The following is a 17,753-nucleotide window of genomic DNA, read 5'->3' on the forward strand; positions in this document are numbered from 1 at the left end:
TCACGGCCGCCCGGCACGAAGCAGAAGGTTGAAATCCTTCCTGACCTTCCGCGACGTCTCCTTGAGATGTGCTTCCAGCACACCGAAATCCGGCAAGTCGGTGACCGCCAGAAGCAGATCCGAAAGCCCCGGCGGCACATCGTCCCGCTCGAACTGGCCGGTGAGGCAAAGCCTGATCATCTGGGTCAGCGCCAGATAGAGGCGGTAGGCCTCGCCAAGCTCCTCCCTGACATCGGCGGCTGCGAATTGTGGCGCAAGGCGCGACAATACCTCCGCGGTTGCCGTGACCCTGCGGCCGGACTCGACATTGCCCGTGACGACGGCCACCTGGGCGATGAATTCGAGATCGATCAGGCCGCCGGCAATGAGTTTGATGTCCCAGAGGTCGCGCGGCGGCTTTTCCTTTTCGATCATGGCGCGCATGTCGGACGCTTCCGCTTTCACCTTTGCTGCGTCGCGCAATTGCCCGAGCACCGCCGCAACGTCGGCTTCGACCTCGGCACAGAGCCTGGCATCTCCGGCAATGGCGCGCGCCCGCGACAGCGCCATGTGCTCCCAGGTCCAGGCCTCCTGGCGCTGGTATTTCTTGAAGGCGTCGACGTGGGTGGCCACCGGCCCCTTGTTGCCGGACGGCCGCAGCCGCAGGTCGAGTTCATAGAGCACGCCTTCCGCGGTCGGCGCGGAAACGGCCGAGATGAGGCGCTGCGTCATCCTGGTGTAGTAATGCGAGGGCGCCAGCGGTTTTTCACCGTCGGATTCCTCGGCGTCCGCATCGTGATCGTAGAGCAGGATGAGGTCGACATCCGACCCCGCCGTCAATTCACGGCTGCCGAGCTTGCCCATGCCGAGCAGCGAAACCACGCCACCGGCGATTGTGCCATGGCGCGCCTCGAATTCGGCCATAACAGCGCGCAACGCGGCCTCGATGGTGAGGTCGGCCAGGTCAGAAAAGGCGCGGCCTGCGCGGGCCGGATCGATCGAGCCGGCGAGCAGCCGCACGCCGATCAGGAATTTCTGCTCGGAGGCAAAGATGCGCAAACGATCGAGAACGTCCTCATAGGCGCGGTCGCCTTCGAGGAAAGCGGTAAGCCGTGCCGATAGATATCCACGATCCGGCAATTCGGTGAGAAGAGCGGGATCGAGCAGGCCATCGAACACATGTGGCCGACGCGTGATGATCGCGGCCAGTCGTGGCGCGGCGCCCATGATCGTCGCCATAAGCTTCAGCAACGCCGGATTGGACTGGAGCAGCGAGAAGAGCTGGATGCCTGCAGGCAGGCCGGCGAGGAACTCGTCGAAACGGATCAACGCCTCATCGGCCCGACGCGTCTGGCCGAAAGCCTTGAGCAGCGCCGGCGTCAGTTCCGTCAGTCGCTCGCGCGCCTCAGCCGACTGGGTGACGCGGTAGCGACCGAAATGCCAGCCACGGATCACGCGGCAGATGTCGCTCGTTCGCTGGAAGCCGAGACCGTGCAACGTCTGCAGTGTATCGGGGTCGTCGACGTCGCCGGTGAAGACCAGATTGCCGATGCCTGCCGAAAGCTCCGGTGCGGTTTCGAACAGCGCCGCGTAGTGACGTTCGACCTGCTGCAGCGAGGCTCGGAAGCCCAGGGAAAAAGCAGCCGCATCGGCAAAGCCCAGCATGCGCGCGATTCGATCGAGCCCTTCATCATCCTCCGGCAGGGTGTGCGTCTGCTCGTCGGCCACCATCTGGATGGCATGCTCGACCCTGCGCAGGAACCAATATTGCCGGGCCAGTGCGTCGCGTGCCTCGGCGGTGATCCAGCCGCGCGCGGCCAGCTCGCCGAGCATCGGCACGGTCTCGCGGCCACGCAGTTCCGGGAAGCGGCCGCCGGCGATGAGCTGCTGCGTCTGGACGAAGAACTCGATCTCGCGGATGCCGCCGCGCCCGAGCTTGACGTTGTGGCCCTTGACCGCGATTTCGCCATGCCCCTTGTGGGCGTGGATCTGGCGTTTGATCGAATGGACGTCGGCGATCGCGGCATAGTCCATGTATTTGCGCCAGATGTAGGGTTGGAGCTCCTTGAGGAAAGCGGTGCCGGCGTCCAGATCGCCGGCCACAGGACGCGCCTTGATCATGGCAGCGCGCTCCCAGTTCTGGCCGCGCGCCTCGTAGTAGCGCAGCGCCGCCTCTACCGGGATCGCCAGCGGGGTCGAACCGGGATCGGGACGCAGCCTGAGGTCGGTGCGGAAGACATAGCCATGTTCGGTGCGGTCCTGCAGGATGCGCACCAGACGGCGCGTCAGCCGCGAAAACAGCTCCGTCGCATCGAGCGGATCGACGACGGCCGACGCTTCCGGGTCGAAGAAGACCACGAGGTCGATATCGGAGGAAAAATTGAGCTCATGCGCGCCAAGCTTGCCCATGCCGAGCAGGATCCAGCCCGACCGGTTCGAGGGATTGGCGGGATCCGGCAACTTCAGCTTGCCCTGGCCATGCGCGTCGCGCAGCAGAAAATCGACGGCGGCGCGCGTGCACGCATCGGCAAGGTCGCTCAACCGCCGCACCGTAAGCGAGGTCTCGGCCTCGGCGGCCAGATCGGCCAGCGCGATCAGGAAATGCGCATCGGCCTTCCATTGCCGCAGTTCCATCATCAATCTGGATTCGGAGATCGTCTCGGAGAACGATGCCCGGTCGATCGCCACGATGATCGCCTTCAGCCGGGCCTCGACCGGCTGGTCGAAAAGCCCATCCAATATCTGCGGCCGGCGACGCGCCATGTCACGCAGGAACGGCGACAGGTCGAAGACAGCGGCCAGGAAGTCCTGCGCCTCACCCGTTCCAGCCAGGAATTTCGCCAGCCGTGTCAATCCTTCTTCGCGTGCCAAGGTGGCGATCTCGGCCAGCTCCTGCCGGGCCCGGCTGTCGTCCAGAGGAGCAAGCCTTGCCGCGGGCTTCAACAGCCAGTCCTTCGCCGTCCGCTTTGCAGCCGCCGTCATCAATGATCCTCCCGCGCGGGAAAACTCATGACCACGGATAATCCGGGATTACCAGGCAACAGATCAAGCCGGCCATAGTGGAATGTCATGACCGCCTTTGCGAGGCTGAGGCCAAGCCCGGAACCTGGCTGGGAACGGCTCTTCTCGAGCCGCACGAACCGTTCCGTCGCCCGGGCGCGATCGGCATCGTCCGGAATGCCCTGGCCGTTGTCGGCGACGACAAGCCTGATTTCGCCATGCGTGCGTTCGAGCGTCACGCGGACAGTCGGCTTGGAGGTGGAATCGGTCGAGTACTTGATCGCATTGTCGACGATGTTGGACAGCGCCTGGCCGATCAGCTCGCGGTTGCCGTCGACAAGGAATGCGCCATCGACCGCGGCTTCGAGCGAAACGCCAGCCTCTTCCGCCACCGGCTCGTAGAGTTCGACCACATCGCGCACGGCTGCGGCCAGATCGACGCGACTGGTGCTTTCGGAGGAATAACCCGCCTCCAGCCGGGAGATCATCAGGATGGCGTTGAAGGTCTTAATGAGCTGGTCGGACTCGGCGATGGTGCCTTCCAGCGCCTGGCGGTAGTCCGACGTCTTGTGCTTACCCGAAAGCGTCGCCTCGGCGCGGTTGCGCAGCCGGGTCAGCGGCGTCTTCAGATCATGCGCGATGTTGTCGGAAACCTGCTTCAGCCCCTCGTTGAGCATGGCGATCCTAGCCAGCATGGCATTGAGGTTCTCGGAAAGCCGGTCGAATTCGTCACCGGCGCCGGTCACCGGCAGCCGGCCCGAAAGATCGCCGCCCATGATGCGGCGGCTGGCTTCCGAAACGCCATCGATGCGCTTCAGCGCGGCGCGGCCGACGAAAAACCAGATCAACAGCCCGCCCAGCCCCATCATGCCGAGCGCCAGCATCAGGGAGCGGCGGATGACGGCGCGGAACCGCTCAGGTTCGCCCAGATCGCGGCCGACCAGCATGATCATCTGGTTCGGCAGGCGCAGCACCAGGGCGATCGCATTGTGGCCCTTCTCGCCTTCGGATCGGACCGCCGTATCGCCGGCCTGCGGCGTGGCCTGATCGGAAGGTGTGCTGCGCTGCCGGTCGAGTTCGCCTTCGCCGAAACGACGGTAGGAGAACGGCTCGGTCGTCCAGCCTTCGGTTTCGATGACCCCCGGCTCCAGGCTCTGGACATTGCCGGTCAGGATCTGGCCGTTGGCGTCGGCGATCAAATAGAGATTGGCGCCGGGCTGGCGCGAGCGCTGCTCCACCACGCGCACCAGGACCGGCAGGCCGCCGCGCTGGTAGGCGCGGGCAAGGCCGAGCACCTCGTCGTTGATGGTCTCCTGCGTCTGCGCGGTCAGCATGCGCGCCGAAAGCGAGGTCATGTAGAGGACAAGCAGTACGGCGCAGAGCGCGAAGAGCAAGAGATAGAGCGCCGAGAGCCGCGCAGCCGTCGTCTTCATGATGGCAGGCACGGAAAGGGCCATGCCGCCGCCTAACCGGCCCTAAGCATGTAACCGGCGCCGCGAATCGTATGCAGGATGGGCTTGTCGAAGCCTTTTTCGATCTTGCCGCGCAGTCGCGAGACATGGACGTCGATGACGTTGGTCTGCGGATCGAAATGATAATCCCAGACATTTTCGAGCAGCATGGTGCGCGTCACCACCTGACCGGCATGGCGCATCAGATATTCAAGCAGGCGGAACTCGCGTGGCTGCAGCGTGATCTCGCGTCCGGCGCGCCTGACCGAATGCGAAAGCCGGTCAAGTTCGAGATCGCCGACGCGGTAGACGGTTTCGGCTTCCTTGGCGCTGGCCCGGCGGTTCAGCACCTCGACGCGGGCGAGCAGCTCGGAAAAGGCATAGGGCTTGGTCAGATAATCGTCGCCGCCGGCGCGTAGGCCGGTGACCCGATCGTCGACCTCGCCCAGCGCCGACAGGATCAGTACCGGCGTGGCGTTCCCCCTGGAGCGCAGGCCGGCGATGACCGAAAGGCCGTCGCGGCGCGGCATCATCCGGTCGATGACCATCACGTCGTAGTCGCCGGCATCGGCGAGCGCGAAGCCGGTCTCGCCGTCACCCGCGACATGCGCGGTGTGCCCGGCCTCGGTAAAGGCTTTCTGCAGATAATCCGCAGCCTCGCGATCGTCTTCTATGACGAGAATCTTCATAGGACCGTTATACGCGATTTCGCTGGAAGATTGAGTAGCCGGCATCTGCATTTTAGCCTTCGCCAAAGCGCATCGCGATCAAGATGATCCAGGCCGCGCGCGATAAAGTCTTGGTTCTCTGGTGTTACTGTCCCAGCATGCTGCCGGCATGCCGTTGCCACCAAAGCGCTCCGCTTGTTCGCTCAGCCTGAGCGCATGGCCCGCGGGGTGAGTGCGGCAGCGGGCGATGGGAAGCCCGCTGCCGCCGGAGGGGAGCACGATGACTGACTAACGTGCTCGGCTCCATACTTCCCGTGCGGCGGCTCGGGGGTGTTTGGAACCGCCGCACTGGAAAAGTCGTTGTCAGCCCTTGGCGACGGGCAGCGCCACGAAGCGGTTGTTGTCGTCGCGGGTAATCTGCATCAGGACGGCCTTGCGCCCGGATTTCACCGCTTCGTCCATGGCCTTGGTGACGTCGTCGGTGCCGTTGACTTCCATCGAATTGACCGCGGTGATGATGTCGCCCGGCTGGATGCCACGGTCGGCGGCATCGCTGTCGGGATCGACATCGGTCACCACCAAACCCTTGCCGTTCTCGGATTTGGTGACGGTCAGACCGAGATCGGCGAGCGTATCGGCCTTAGCCGGAGCCGCAGGCTTGTCGTCGGCCGAGGCCTGCTTGTCGCTTGAAGGCAGCTTGCCGAGCTCCACCTTGACGCTCTGGCTCTTGCCGTCGCGCCAGACCGTGACGTCAACCGACTTGCCCGGCGAATAGGCGCCAATCAGGCGGGCGAGCTCCTTCGGCGAAGCAACATCCTTGCCGTCGACCTGGGTGATCACGTCACCGGCGGTGATGCCGCTCTTCTTGCCGGGGCCGTCGTCCTGTGCGCTGGATACCAGTGCGCCGTTGTTGGACTTCAGGCCGAGCGATTCGGCGATATCTGATGTGACCGGCTGGATCTCGACGCCGAGCCAGCCGCGCTGCACGGCACCGCTCTTCATCAGATCCTCGACGACCTGCTTGGCGGTCGAGGCAGGAATGTCGAAGGCGATGCCGACGCTGCCGCCGGAAGGCGAGAAGATAGCGGTGTTGATGCCGACCACCTGACCGCTGAGGTTGAAGGTCGGGCCGCCAGAATTGCCGCGGTTGACCGAGGCGTCGATCTGGATGAAATCATCATAGGGACCGGCGCCGATGTCACGGCCCCGCGCCGAGACAATGCCGGCGGTGACGGTGCCGCCGAGACCGAAGGGGTTGCCGACGGCCACGACCCAATCGCCGACCCGAACCTTGGAGTCGTCGGCGAAGTCGACATAGGTAAATTTGCCGCCACCCTCGACCTTGAGCACCGCGAGGTCGGTGCGCGGGTCGGTACCGACCAGCTTGGCGTCGAGTTCCTTGCCGTCATTGGTCACCACGGTGAAGGCGGTGCCCTCTTCGACGACATGGTTGTTGGTGACGAGATAGCCATCCTCGGAAATGAAGAAGCCCGACCCTTGAGCCACCGGGCGCGGCTCGCCATTACCGCGGTCACGATGCCCGAACCGGCGGTGGCCATCGTCGTTCTGGCCGCCCTGATCGCCGAAGCCGCGGAATTCCTTGAAGAAGCGGCGCAGCTGCGGATTGTTGGGCAAATTGTCGAAACCGTCCTGGTCGTCGGAGCCGTCATCGGCGGTGGGCTGGACCTTGGCCTTGACTTTGACGCTGACAACGGCGGGCGAAACGCGCTCGACGACATCGGCGAAGCTGGGGACCTGCGGCGCCTCGACGCGCACGGCATCGGCCAAAACGGGGCTGGTTCCGCTGGTCAACGCGCCAACGCCGATCGCGCCGGCAACGGCGACGGAAGCGACGGCAGCCAGGAGACGCTTGCGGGTGCGGGAATATGAATTGGGGGCAATATTCATGGGGTCTCGTATCCTCTTTTCGAAGGGACGCGCCTTGTCGGCATCCTGAGGAAGAGAATTAGAGCGGCGTACATTACGACGCCATTTCCGACGCATGAAACTTTGGTAATGTTGGCGAACGATCGCCGCCTGCACTCAATCGCGGCGCAGGATCGCCTCCAGTGCCGCCCGCTCGTCGGCGGAGAGGGATTTTGTCGCCAGTGTCCGGCGCGATCTCGCGCTGAGCACGACGAACAGGCCACCGGCCAAAAGCAGGATCACCGGCGTGCCCCAAAGCAGAGCGTTGCGCAGGTCGAAGCGCGGCTTCAGCAGCACGAACTCGCCGTAGCGCGAAACCACATAGTCCATCACCTGCTTGTCGGTATCGCCAGCGACCAGGCGCTGGCGCACCAGAACGCGCAGGTCACGGGCAAGATCGGCATCGGATTCGTCGATCGACTGGTTCTGGCAGACCATGCAGCGCAGCCCTTCCGACAGCGCTCGCGCTCTCGCTTCCAGCGTCGGATCGGCAAGCATCTCGTCGGGCTTCACCGCCAGCGCCGTGCCGGCAAAGGACAGCGCCAGCACCATCACGAGCGACGCGATGGACAACTTCGCCTTCATGGCAGGCCCGCGGGGCTCATGGCGCCGGCCTGCTTGCGGCGGCGCGAGGGTGCGCCGACGCGCAGGCGCCTGTCCATCAGCGACATGGCCGCACCAACCATCATGACCAGGCCGCCGCCCCAGATCAGCGTCACCAGCGGTTTCCACCACAGGCGCACCACGACCGATCCGTCATTGCCCTCGTCGCCGAGCGAAATATAAAGCTGCGAAAGGCCCATCGTCCTGATGCCTGATTCCGTCGTCGTCGTCTGGCGTACCGGATAGAAGCGCTTGGCCGAGCTGATTTCGCCAACCGGACTGCCGCCGACACCGATCAGTTGGAAGCGACCGCGATCCTCGCTGTAATTCGGTCCCTGCGCCGGATGGAGCCCGACGAAACGCAGAGTGTGGCCGGACAATTCGACGGTTTGCCCGGCATGCATCGACAGGATCTTCTCGGTGCCGAAGCAAAGCGTGCCGACGATGCCAAGCGTGGTCAGGCCAAGACCGAGGTGGGCAAGCGCTGTGCCGAAGACCGAGCGCGGCAGGCCGAGCAGGCGCCTGACCATGACCCTCGCAGCCACATTGCCGAACCCCGCCTTGACAGCGAGGTCGGTGAGAGCGCCGAGGATCAGCCAGACGGCAAGACCCACGCCAAGGGCTGCGAATACCGAAGCGCCGTTGATGAACAGGGCGGTGACCAGCGTTGCCAGAAGCGCCGCCGCGAAAGCTGCCATCAGGCGCTGCGCGACGGCGAAGACGTCGCCGCGCTTCCAGGCCAGCAGCGGCCCGAACGGAACCATGGCCAGCAACGGCACCATGAGCGGTCCGAAGGTGAGGTCGAAGAACGGCGCGCCGACCGAAATCTTGTCGGCCGAAAGGGCCTCGACGGCCAACGGATAGAGCGTACCGACGAGTACGGTGGCGGTGGCCGTGGTCAGGAACAAATTGTTCAGCACCAGCGCGCCTTCGCGCGAAACCGGATGAAAGAGGCCGCCGGCCGTCAGCCTCGAGGCCCGCAGTGCAAACAGCGTCAATGATCCACCGATGAACAGCGTCAGTATGCACAGGATGAAGATGCCGCGCGTCGGATCGGTGGCGAAGGCATGCACCGAGGTCAGGACGCCCGAACGCACCAGGAAGGTGCCGAGCAACGACAGTGAAAAGGTCAGGATGGCGAGCAGCAGCGTCCAGATCTTCAGCGCCGAACGCTTTTCCATGACGATGGCCGAATGGAGCAGCGCGGTGCCCGCGAGCCAGGGCATGAAGGAGGCGTTCTCGACCGGATCCCAGAACCAGAAGCCGCCCCAGCCGAGCTCGTAATAAGCCCAGTACGAGCCCATGGCGATGCCGCCGGTCAGGAACATCCAGGCGACCAGGGTCCACGGCCGCACCCATCGCGCCCAGGACGCATCGATGCGTCCGTCGATGAGCGCGGCTACCGAGAAGGAGAAACAGATCGAGAAGCCGACATAGCCGAGATAGAGCAGTGGCGGGTGCACTGCGAGGCCGAGATCCTGCAGGATGGGATTGAGATCGCGCCCTTCGATGGGCGCCGGCGAAAGCCTGGCGAAGGGATTGGACGTTGCCAGTATAAACAGGAAGAATGTCGCGCCGATCGCACCCTGCACGGCAAGCACGTTGGCGCGTAGCGTCGCCGGCAGGTTGGAGCCGAAGGCGGCGACCAGCGCACCGAAAAAGGTCAGGATCAGCACCCAGAGCAGCATCGAGCCTTCGTGATTGCCCCAGGTTCCAGTGATCTTATAGATCATCGGCTGCAGCGAATGGGAATTTTCCCAGACGCTGGCGACCGAGAAATCGGAACTCGCATAGGCGCTGAGCAGTGCGGCGAAGGACAGCGCCGTCAGGGCAAAGCCGGTGATCGCGACAGGAGCGCCGACCGCCATCAGGCGCTGATTGTTGGTGCGGGCGCCAAACAGCGGCACCACCGTCTGCACCAGCGCCAGCGCGAAGGCCAGGACCAGCGCGAAATGTCCGGTCTCAACCATGATCGCCAACCCGGCTATATCGAGCCTGCCTATTCACTCTTGCTCTCCTGCCAAACGCCCTTGGCCTTCAGCCCATCGGCCACTTCCTTGGGCATGTAGCGCTCGTCGTGCTTGGCCAGAACGCTGTCGGCCACAAAGACGCCATCCGGGCCGAACGTGCCCTCGGTGATGACCCCCTGCTCCTCGCGAAATAGGTCAGGCAGGATGCCTGTATAGGTGACCTTGACCGATTTATGGGTGTCGGTCACAGAAAACGCCACTGTCGCCCCCTGCCCGCGCTGGATCGTGCCTTTTTCCACCAGGCCGCCCAGCCTGATGCGCTGGCCCGGCTGCACCGTCGCCGTGGCCAGATCGGCGGGCATGTAGAAATAGGACGCCTTCTGGCCGAGCGCATAGAATGTCAGGCCGGTGGCGGCGCCGAGGAAGGCCAGGCCGCCCGCGATCACCGACAATCGTTTCTGTTTGCGTGTCATTGTCCGGTCCAGCCCTATTGCGTCGCCGTCAGGCCGAGCGAAGCGGCAAAAGCGGTGAATTTCCTGGCTTCGTCACTGTCGGCTCCAAAGACGGCAATAGCTCGGCTCAGCGCCTCGCGCGCCTGGTCGGCCTTGCCCAGCACGATGTAGGAACGAACGAGCCGCATCCATCCTTCCGGGTCGCGCGGATTCTGCCGCAGCTTCTCGTCGAGCCCGGCGACCATGGTGTTGATCATGGCTTCCCTGTCCTGCGGCGACATCGATGAAGCGGCATCGATATCGCCCGCGGTCGGTCCGTTTGCCGGCTCGCTCGAAGCGACGCCTGCATTGCCGGCGCCGGAACTATCGGACTTGGCCAGCGCCTGCTCGATCGCGCCGCGCCATGGCGAATCCTTCGGCAGCGTGCCCAGCATCGCCTGCCAGGCCGCGGCCGCCTCCTTGCTGCGGCCCTCCTGCGCCAAGGCCATAGCCAGGTAGAAGCCGGCCTTGGCATTGGCCGGGTCAAGTTTCAGGGCCGCCTCGAAGGCCTCCTGGGCATCCGCCGAAACGATGCCGCCGGCCGCGCTGGCGATCGCCTCGCCGAGACCGGCCCGGCGAACAGCGCTGTCGCCGTCGAGGCGAATGGCGTTGCGATAGGCGGCGACCGCGTCGGAAAAGCGCTGCATGCGCAGATAGACCGGCGCCAGCACGTCCCATCCCCTGCCGTCGGACGGATTGGCGGCAAGATGGGCTTCGGCGCGAGCCACAAGTTCGTCGACCGAGCTGTCGGCCGGATTCTTGGCCAGCCGCTCGCTGAGCGGCTGCGAGGGCAGATCGGGCGAGCCTATGTTGATGTAGAGGCCCCAACTGACCAGCGGCACCGCCAGCACGGCCGCGGTGGCGACAAGCCGCGTCGCGACGGATGTACGTCCGACGGATGCGCTGCCGGTCTGGTCCGCATTGTCGAGGCGAAGGATGCGCCGGGCGATCTCGGCGCGCGCCTCATCGGCTTCGGCAGGCTTGATCAGGCCACGGGCGGCGTCGCGGTCGAGTTCGGACAGTTGGTCGCGATAAACTTCCAGATCGTGCTCGCCGCTCGAAGACGCGCTTCTGGCGCCACCGGCCAGCGGCAGCAGCACCGCCAGGCTGGCGCCCAGCGTTAGGATTGCGGCTATGACCCAGAACAGCATGGTTCTTCCAATAACGGCAGAGCCTTGCCCTGCCAACACAAGCATACTGCGACGCTTTGACGGCGGGCGCGCCGCATATCCTTCATCGACATCAACCGGCCGGGTCCGAAATGGACCGGCTAGCCTGTCAGGTGAGCGGCGTCCAACTGCCATCGGCGTTGCGGCAAGCCGTTCCACGCGCCGTGACGCCTGCCCCGCCGGTAAAGACGGTCTGCGTGTACTGGCGGCAGTCCTGTGAGCCGACGCGGTAGGGCTGAGCCGGAACCACTTCGCCATAGCGGGACGCCTGGGTGCCCTTCCACGTCACCTTCTGGCCGCTCGTGGTGTATTCGAGCGCCTTGTATTCAGCCTCCAGCGCGCTGCGCTTCTCGGCTTCGCTAAGGCCGCTGCCGACCGACCCGCCGATGAGGCCGCCGCCCATCGCCGAAATGATCGTCGTGGCGACTTTGCCGCTGCTGGGTGGCGTGGAGGCCGGCGTCGCAGCGATGGTGGGAGCCTTGCCGCCCAAGGTGGTGCAGCCAGAAACGGCCATCAATGCGGAAACAAGCGCGACGCGAATCTTCATGCCAACAACCGGTTTTCTTGAGCTGGAGCCTGTCATGGATGAGCCGGGGGCCGCGTCATCGGAGAAGTCGGCGAGCCTATAATGTTGATATTTGTCGGAAATTTGGCCGTTGGGCCCGCTACGGAGCCAATCGGTGCGCCGCCATAACATGCCCAGCCCGTCAATGTCGATCGGCCGGGGAAAGGCATCACTGAAGGCTCCGCAATCGCACTACCGCCTTCAATCCGCCCATGCCGGACCGTTCGAGCAGCAGTATGCCTCCATACTCGTTGACGAGGTCGGCGACAATGGCCAAGCCGAGACCCGTGCCCGGCTTGGTCTCGTCCAGGCGTCGTCCGCGTTTCAACGCTTCGCGCGCTTTTTCCTCGGGTATGCCCGGTCCGTCGTCTTCGATGGCGATCTCGAACATGTTGTCGTCCTTGTCACCCACGGGAACGACGGAAATCGAAACCGCGCTCTTCGCCCATTTCATCGCGTTTTCGAGCAGATTGCCGAGCAACTCCTCGAGGTCCTCGCGCTCGCCGGCAAAGACGATCTCGATCGGCGGCAGCGACAACGACAGGTTGGTCTGCGGATTGAGCTTCTGCAAGACCCTGACCATGCGCTGCACCAACGGCGCTATCGGCGTGCGATAGACGACGCTGTCGCGCTGCGCCGCGACGCGGGCGCGCTGGAGATAGTGATCGACCTGCTTCTGCATGGAAGCGGCCTGTTCGGCGATCAGTTGCCCCTTGGCGCCACCAAGCGCCCGCCCCTCGTTGAGCAGCACCGCCAGCGGTGTCTTCAGGGAATGGGCGAGATTGCCGACCTGAGTCCGCGAGCGCTCGACGATACGCCGGTTGTTCTCGATCAAGGCATTGGTTTCGTTGGCAAGCGGTTCAATCTCGGCTGGAAACTGGCCGTCAAGTCTTTGCGCGGTGCCTTCGCGCACCATGGCGAGCGCGTTCCTGACCCTTCGCAGCGGTTGCAGGCCGAGCAGGATGGCGATGGCGTTGATGGCGATCATGCCGACGCCGAACAGGGAAAGGTAGGTCAGGAGGCGGCGCTGGAAGGTGGCGATCTCCTGTTCCAGTTCGGTCTTGTTGCCCATGACGCGAAAGCGGGCGGCGCGGTTCTTGGCATCGAGAACGAATTCGCTCTCGAACACGACCAACTCCTCGCCATCGATGCCTTGCGCCGCGTAGCTGCGCTGGAAATTGGCGTTGAAGGGAACGTCCGCCACATCGGGCGACGGGATCGTCTTGGTCATCGACGATGAGTGGAGATTGCCGTGCACCCCTTCCGAGGCGGGTTCGACGGACCAGTACCAGCCCGAATTCGGTTCCGAGAAGCGGAGGTCGCCGAGATCCGGAGCGCCGGTGAGCGCGCCGGTGTCGGAAATGCCGATGGAGCCGATCAGGTTGAACAGATGCGCAGAAAGCAGGCTGTCGAAACCGCGCTCGCTGGCCTGGCGGTAGAGCGTGGTAATGAGGGTGAAAATGACGATGAGGGTCAGGATCGCCCAGACCGTGGAAAAGGCGATGACGCGGAACGTCAGCGAGCGCGGCCACAGGCGCAGCGAGAGCCGCTTGCTCACGGTTGGGTTGGTAGGGAGCGGTTTCGCCTTACGCCTCCGGCTCCCGCATGCGATAACCCATGCCGCGCACGGTTTCGATCATGTCGATGCCCATTTTCTTGCGGAGCCGTCCGACAAACACCTCGATCGTATTGGAATCGCGGTCGAAATCCTGGTCGTAGAGATGCTCTACCAGTTCGGTCCGCGAGACGACCTCGCCCATGTGATGCATCAGGTAGGCAAGCAAGCGGAACTCATGCGATGTCAGCTTCAACGGCACGCCGGCGACGTCGGCCTTCGAGGCCTTGGTGTCGAGGCGTAGCGGCCCGCAGGTCAGTTCGGATGAGGCGTGGCCGGCGGCGCGGCGGATCAGCGCCCTGACCCGCGCCAGGACCTCCTCGATGTGGAACGGCTTGGTGACATAGTCGTCCGCGCCGGCGTCGATGCCGGAGACCTTGTCGCTCCAGCGGTCGCGGGCGGTCAGGATCAGCACCGGCATTTTGCGGCCGCCGCGCCGCCAGCGCTCGACCACGCTGATGCCGTCCATCTGCGGCAGGCCGATGTCGAGCACGACCGCGTCGTAGGGCTCGGTGTCACCGAGAAAATGGCCCTCCTCGCCGTCATATGCCCGGTCGACGACATAGCCGGCGTCGACCAGCGCATCCGATATCTGCCGGTTGAGATCCTTGTCATCCTCGACGACCAGTACGCGCATGCGAAGACCACTGCCTGTTGACCGATTGCTTCAGCTATAGGCCGATTCCGCCGGCCTGGGAAACGACGGGGTCAGTTCTGCGGGACGACGATCTCGGAGCGGCGCGGACGCTGCCCGTTCTTGCCCGGAACGAGCACGACGATGACGCAGACCGGCTGCCCGCCTCGCGTCGACTGCGAGGCCTTGGCAAGCGTCCCGCCATTCTGCTCGGCCACCTGCTGGCCGATCGCGTAGCAGTCGGCCGCCGCCACGACAATCGATTCATCCTGCGCGGCTGCCGGCGCAACGCTTGCCGGCACCGCAAGCAGCCCGGCGCAGAGCGCCAGGGTCGCGGTTCGGAAATGGGAGCGAAGCGTTCTCATGGCCAGCGTTGTAACGCATCGGCGCTGAACGTGAAATGAACGGTGATCGCCGCTGAAACCATGCTCGCCACCCCTGCAATGCGAGACAAACAAATTGAGATTTCACCGCCCAACCCGATGAAACCCATGAAGTTCCAGTCTAGACTCCGTTTCGTTCATATTGAAAGCGCGCGTCAGGCGTTTTCCTGGGTCAGCGCCCGAAAACGCAGCAGGCCGTGATGGACAAGCAGTTCCTCGTCATACCGCGCCTCGCTGAATTCGAGCGACAGGCGTGTCTGGCCGCGAGCACCGACCTCCAGCACCGCGTCGGCAAGGCGCGCCTCGATGGCATCCATGATGGCCCGCGTTTCGGCTTCGCCATGGGCCTTCGACCAGACATGCAGCGTAATAAGTTGATCGTCGCGGTTCTCGGCGCCAGTGTCCCAGTCAAAGGCGCAAGTCTGGCCGCATGTGACATAGGGAAAGGCGACGTTGTCGGTTGGTTGTTCGCGCAGTCCGGCGCCGCCCAGCAGAGCCGACAGGGACGGATCGCTTTTTAGCCTCAGAAACAGTGCCTGTTGCAAATCGCCGGGCGCCGTCATCGTTTCTCCCTCACCCGGTGCGCTATCGACCCTGCTCGCCAGAAGCTCTTCCGCACTCCAGACGCTTTGCCATATAAAGCCATTTACCGAACGAACACGATTGCCGATTCGTTGTCACGATGATGAATGTCGATGATCTCGAAAATACGACTTCCCGACAATCTCGTCAGCGACGATGAATAGCGGGTATCCTTTGCGCACCGCAAGCATCAGCAACACCCGGCAGCGCCGCATTTCCTAATTTCAGGAGCTGACCATGCTCGATCCAGAAAAGGCCAGGGCCGCGTCGCGCCTCCTGGTAGGCCATTGGGACAAGGGCACCCGCCTCGACGCCATACCCGAGGAATTGCGGCCGAAGACGCGGGCCGAAGGCTACGCCATCCAGTCGCACGTCATGGATCGCTCAGTGGCTCCGCTCTTCGGCTGGAAGATCGCGGCAACCAGCCTGGCCGGCCAGCGGCATATCAACGTCGACGGCCCGATGGCCGGGCGCCTCCTCGCCGAGAAGGCGGTCGAGGTCGGTGGCTCCGTTTCCCTGGCGACAAGCAAGATGCGTGTCGCCGAGATCGAATTCGCCTTCCGGTTCAGCCGTCAGTTGCCGCCTCGCCCGGGGCCTTATGAAATCGGTGATGTAATGGACGCCGTGGCGAGTTTGCATCCGGCGATCGAAATACCGGACTCCCGCTATGACGATTTCTGCGCTGTCGGCGCGCCGCAGCTCATCGCCGACAATGCTTGTGCCAATCTGTTCGTCATCGGCGAGGCGGCGGAAGACGATTGGCGTGACGTAGATTTCGCGAAGCACCCGGTGGCCGCTTCTGTCTCTGGAAGGTCGCAGCATATCGGATCAGGAGCAGCCGTGTTGGGTGATCCGCGTGTTGCGCTGACCTGGATCGTCAACGAACTGTCGGGGCTGGGCATAACGCTCCAGCCGGGGCAAGTGGTGATAACCGGCACCTGCGTGACGCCGATAAATGTCGAGGCCGGCGACGAAGTCATCGGCGATTTGGGCAGGTTCGGCCGGGTCTCGGTGCGCTTCTGCTAGCAGTTTTGCCCCTGTGACAATCCCCTGAGGCAGACAGGCCCCCGGTCATTGTCCTCCACGCAGCCGCACCACAACGCTGCGCACTGCAAGCACCAGCACGGTGATGACGATCAGGATCACTGAAAGTGCCGCGATCGCCGGGTCGATATTGTCGCGCAGACCCATCCACATCAGCCTGGGCAGCGTGATGGCGTTGACCGAGGTGATGAATAGCGTGACGCCGATTTCCTCCCAGGAGAGCACGAAGGACAGCAGTGCCGCGGTGACGATGCCGAATTTGATGTTGGGCATGATGATGCGCGTGGCGCGCTCCCAGACGCTGGCGCCAAGGCCACGCGCTGCGAGGTCGATACGGCGGTCGAGCTGGCTGAGGGAGACCAGGATCAGCACCGTGGCGAAGGGCACCGTCATCACCGAATGCGCCATGGCCACACCCAGCCAGGTGTCGTAGCCGAAAAAGGAACTGACGCCGGAGATCGAGGTGAGCAGGAAATAGAGCGTCACCGCCGAGACCACCGGCGGCACCACCATCGGCAACAGCACGAAGCCGACCAGAGCCGCGGTGAAGCGCGGCTGGAACATCCACACGCCAAGGCTGAAGCACAGTGCCAGCACCGTCGAGATGACACTGCTGACGATGCCGATCCTGATCGAGAGCAGGATGGACTGGAGCCAGCGCGGATCCTCGACCAGCGAGCGGTAGTGGCGCAGCGACAACTCGCCCGTTGGCATCGCCAGCATCCGGCTGGGCGTCAGCGAGACCGGGATCACGGCCAGCAGCGGCAGGAGCAGGAACAGCGCCACCATGACGGCGAGGGCAAGCGAGACGGGACCGGGGCGATAGGTCGGCATAGGCTACACCAATTGCTTCGGTCTGACGTAGCGGAAGAGCAGCGCCATCAGGATGCCGACGAACAACACCAGCACCACGCTGATGGCAGCACCCAGCCCCCAGTCCGGGCTCTGGAAGATGCGGAGATAGATCAATTCGGCGATCATGACGCTGCGGCCACCGCCAAGGATCGCCGGCGTGACGAAGAAGCCGAGCGAGAAGACGAAGACGATCAGCGCGGAGCCGATGATGCCGGAGCGCGTCATCGGCACGAACACCGTCCAGAAGGTGCGCATGCGGCTGGAACCCAGCCCGCGCGCGGCGAGCAGCACACGCTCGTCGAGGCTGCGCATGGAAGACGCCAGCGGAAAGACGGCGAAAGGAATGAGGAAGTGCGTCATGCCGACGATGACGCCGAATTCGTTGCGCACCAGCGTCAGCGGTTCGCTAATGAAGCCGATCGACTGCAGCCAGGTGTTGATCAGGCCGCGGTTGGAGAGAAGCGCCACCCAGCCGAAGGCGCGCGTCAGCACCGATATCCAGAACGGCACCAGGATGCAGAATTCGGCCAGCACCCGCTGCGCCGGGCTGCCGCGCACCCAGACCACGGTGATGGCGTAGGCAGCGGCAACCGACACAACGGTGACGATCGCCGCGATGCGCAGCGTGCGGACGAACACCGACTGTACCAGCGGGTCGGTTATCAGCGCGCCGTACTGGCCAAGCCCCGGCGTCGGCAGCGTGAAGCTCCACTTCACCACGCCGAGGAACGGCCAGGCATAGGCGAGGCCAAGGAACAGGAGCAGCGGCGCCATCAGCAGCGCCGCGCCCATCCTATCCGAGAGAACGCCTCTCATGT

16 protein-coding genes are annotated in these 17,753 nt (G+C 64.2%); 1 reads left to right on the top strand and 15 read right to left on the bottom strand.

Translation table 11 applies throughout. The annotated features are described in order from the left end of the window. The 13 genes from LB541_RS00780 to LB541_RS00840 all read right to left on the bottom strand — a co-directional run bounded on the left by LB541_RS00780 (position 1) and on the right by LB541_RS00840 (position 15,017). On the bottom strand, positions 1–2,961 hold the full coding sequence (locus tag LB541_RS00780) for a bifunctional [glutamine synthetase] adenylyltransferase/[glutamine synthetase]-adenylyl-L-tyrosine phosphorylase (protein WP_224617615.1): 2,961 nt from the start codon (positions 2,959–2,961) through the stop codon (positions 1–3). Further along, complete coding sequence (locus tag LB541_RS00785) at positions 2,961–4,436, bottom strand: sensor histidine kinase (protein WP_140517975.1); 1,476 nt, start codon at positions 4,434–4,436, stop codon at positions 2,961–2,963. The genes LB541_RS00780 and LB541_RS00785 overlap by 1 nt, the downstream gene beginning before the upstream one ends. Positions 4,437–4,444: 8 nt before the next feature. Continuing rightward, positions 4,445–5,119, bottom strand: coding sequence for a response regulator transcription factor (locus LB541_RS00790; RefSeq protein ID WP_181165141.1), 675 nt, complete (start codon positions 5,117–5,119; stop codon positions 4,445–4,447). Positions 5,120–5,461: 342 nt separating this feature from the next. Next, on the bottom strand, positions 5,462–7,006 hold the full coding sequence (locus tag LB541_RS00795) for a Do family serine endopeptidase (RefSeq protein ID WP_140494686.1): 1,545 nt from the start codon (positions 7,004–7,006) through the stop codon (positions 5,462–5,464). A gap of 135 nt (positions 7,007–7,141) precedes the next feature. Further along, complete coding sequence (locus LB541_RS00800; protein WP_140494688.1) at positions 7,142–7,609, bottom strand: cytochrome c-type biogenesis protein; 468 nt, start codon at positions 7,607–7,609, stop codon at positions 7,142–7,144. Next, positions 7,606–9,597 carry a heme lyase CcmF/NrfE family subunit gene (locus LB541_RS00805; RefSeq protein WP_140520716.1) on the bottom strand — a complete coding sequence of 664 codons (1,992 nt, stop codon included), beginning with the start codon at positions 9,595–9,597 and terminating at the stop codon, positions 7,606–7,608. The genes LB541_RS00800 and LB541_RS00805 overlap by 4 nt, the downstream gene beginning before the upstream one ends. A 29-nt stretch (positions 9,598–9,626) precedes the next feature. Next, a complete protein-coding gene (gene ccmE / locus LB541_RS00810; RefSeq protein ID WP_140494692.1) occupies positions 9,627–10,070 on the bottom strand; it encodes a cytochrome c maturation protein CcmE in 444 nt (147 codons plus the stop codon). A 14-nt stretch (positions 10,071–10,084) separates the two neighbouring features. After that, complete coding sequence (gene ccmI, locus LB541_RS00815) at positions 10,085–11,239, bottom strand: c-type cytochrome biogenesis protein CcmI (RefSeq protein WP_140567682.1); 1,155 nt, start codon at positions 11,237–11,239, stop codon at positions 10,085–10,087. 127 nt (positions 11,240–11,366) lie between these two features. Beyond that, entirely contained in the window at positions 11,367–11,804 is a 438-nt protein-coding gene (locus tag LB541_RS00820; protein WP_140520719.1) for a hypothetical protein, read from the bottom strand. Positions 11,805–11,991: 187 nt separating this feature from the next. Continuing rightward, positions 11,992–13,380: an ATP-binding protein gene (locus LB541_RS00825; RefSeq protein WP_281405892.1), complete on the bottom strand. Its 1,389-nt coding sequence runs from the start codon at positions 13,378–13,380 to the stop codon at positions 11,992–11,994. Positions 13,381–13,408: 28 nt separating this feature from the next. Beyond that, on the bottom strand, positions 13,409–14,074 hold the full coding sequence (locus LB541_RS00830) for a response regulator transcription factor (protein ID WP_140494700.1): 666 nt from the start codon (positions 14,072–14,074) through the stop codon (positions 13,409–13,411). Positions 14,075–14,145: 71 nt separating this feature from the next. Then, positions 14,146–14,436, bottom strand: a complete 291-nt coding sequence (locus LB541_RS00835) for a hypothetical protein (RefSeq protein ID WP_140494702.1) — start codon at positions 14,434–14,436, stop codon at positions 14,146–14,148. A 173-nt stretch (positions 14,437–14,609) separates the two neighbouring features. Next, positions 14,610–15,017: a DUF3168 domain-containing protein gene (locus tag LB541_RS00840; RefSeq protein WP_140494704.1), complete on the bottom strand. Its 408-nt coding sequence runs from the start codon at positions 15,015–15,017 to the stop codon at positions 14,610–14,612. Positions 15,018–15,273: 256 nt separating this feature from the next. On the opposite strand from LB541_RS00840, the gene LB541_RS00845 reads away from it, so the two are divergent. After that, positions 15,274–16,062: a 2-keto-4-pentenoate hydratase gene (locus LB541_RS00845; RefSeq protein WP_224617617.1), complete on the top strand. Its 789-nt coding sequence runs from the start codon at positions 15,274–15,276 to the stop codon at positions 16,060–16,062. Between the two features lie 45 nt (positions 16,063–16,107). Here LB541_RS00845 and LB541_RS00850 read toward each other — a convergent pair whose 3' ends face one another. Both LB541_RS00850 and LB541_RS00855 read right to left on the bottom strand, forming a co-directional pair. Further along, complete coding sequence (locus LB541_RS00850; protein WP_140580854.1) at positions 16,108–16,914, bottom strand: ABC transporter permease; 807 nt, start codon at positions 16,912–16,914, stop codon at positions 16,108–16,110. Between the two features lie 3 nt (positions 16,915–16,917). Further along, positions 16,918–17,751: an ABC transporter permease gene (locus LB541_RS00855; RefSeq protein WP_140559435.1), complete on the bottom strand. Its 834-nt coding sequence runs from the start codon at positions 17,749–17,751 to the stop codon at positions 16,918–16,920. Positions 17,752–17,753 lie beyond the last annotated feature (2 nt).

The sequence above is a fragment of the Mesorhizobium sp. BR1-1-15 genome (assembly GCF_020165475.1).
In the GTDB taxonomy this organism is placed as follows: domain Bacteria; phylum Pseudomonadota; class Alphaproteobacteria; order Rhizobiales; family Rhizobiaceae; genus Mesorhizobium.

What these genes read in the sequence shown, in the direction of transcription:
- LB541_RS00780 (WP_224617615.1), bottom strand. Translation starts at nt 2,961, where the DNA reads ATGACGGCGGCTGCAAAGCGGACGGCGAAGGACTGGCTGTTGAAGCCC.
- LB541_RS00785 (WP_140517975.1), bottom strand. Translation starts at nt 4,436, where the DNA reads ATGGCCCTTTCCGTGCCTGCCATCATGAAGACGACGGCTGCGCGGCTC.
- LB541_RS00790 (WP_181165141.1), bottom strand. Translation starts at nt 5,119, where the DNA reads ATGAAGATTCTCGTCATAGAAGACGATCGCGAGGCTGCGGATTATCTG.
- LB541_RS00795 (WP_140494686.1), bottom strand. Translation starts at nt 7,006, where the DNA reads ATGAATATTGCCCCCAATTCATATTCCCGCACCCGCAAGCGTCTCCTG.
- LB541_RS00800 (WP_140494688.1), bottom strand. Translation starts at nt 7,609, where the DNA reads ATGAAGGCGAAGTTGTCCATCGCGTCGCTCGTGATGGTGCTGGCGCTG.
- LB541_RS00805 (WP_140520716.1), bottom strand. Translation starts at nt 9,597, where the DNA reads ATGGTTGAGACCGGACATTTCGCGCTGGTCCTGGCCTTCGCGCTGGCG.
- ccmE (WP_140494692.1), bottom strand. Translation starts at nt 10,070, where the DNA reads ATGACACGCAAACAGAAACGATTGTCGGTGATCGCGGGCGGCCTGGCC.
- ccmI (WP_140567682.1), bottom strand. Translation starts at nt 11,239, where the DNA reads ATGCTGTTCTGGGTCATAGCCGCAATCCTAACGCTGGGCGCCAGCCTG.
- LB541_RS00820 (WP_140520719.1), bottom strand. Translation starts at nt 11,804, where the DNA reads ATGAAGATTCGCGTCGCGCTTGTTTCCGCATTGATGGCCGTTTCTGGC.
- LB541_RS00830 (WP_140494700.1), bottom strand. Translation starts at nt 14,074, where the DNA reads ATGCGCGTACTGGTCGTCGAGGATGACAAGGATCTCAACCGGCAGATA.
- LB541_RS00835 (WP_140494702.1), bottom strand. Translation starts at nt 14,436, where the DNA reads ATGAGAACGCTTCGCTCCCATTTCCGAACCGCGACCCTGGCGCTCTGC.
- LB541_RS00840 (WP_140494704.1), bottom strand. Translation starts at nt 15,017, where the DNA reads ATGACGGCGCCCGGCGATTTGCAACAGGCACTGTTTCTGAGGCTAAAA.
- LB541_RS00845 (WP_224617617.1), top strand. Translation starts at nt 15,274, where the DNA reads ATGCTCGATCCAGAAAAGGCCAGGGCCGCGTCGCGCCTCCTGGTAGGC.
- LB541_RS00850 (WP_140580854.1), bottom strand. Translation starts at nt 16,914, where the DNA reads ATGCCGACCTATCGCCCCGGTCCCGTCTCGCTTGCCCTCGCCGTCATG.
- LB541_RS00855 (WP_140559435.1), bottom strand. Translation starts at nt 17,751, where the DNA reads ATGAGAGGCGTTCTCTCGGATAGGATGGGCGCGGCGCTGCTGATGGCG.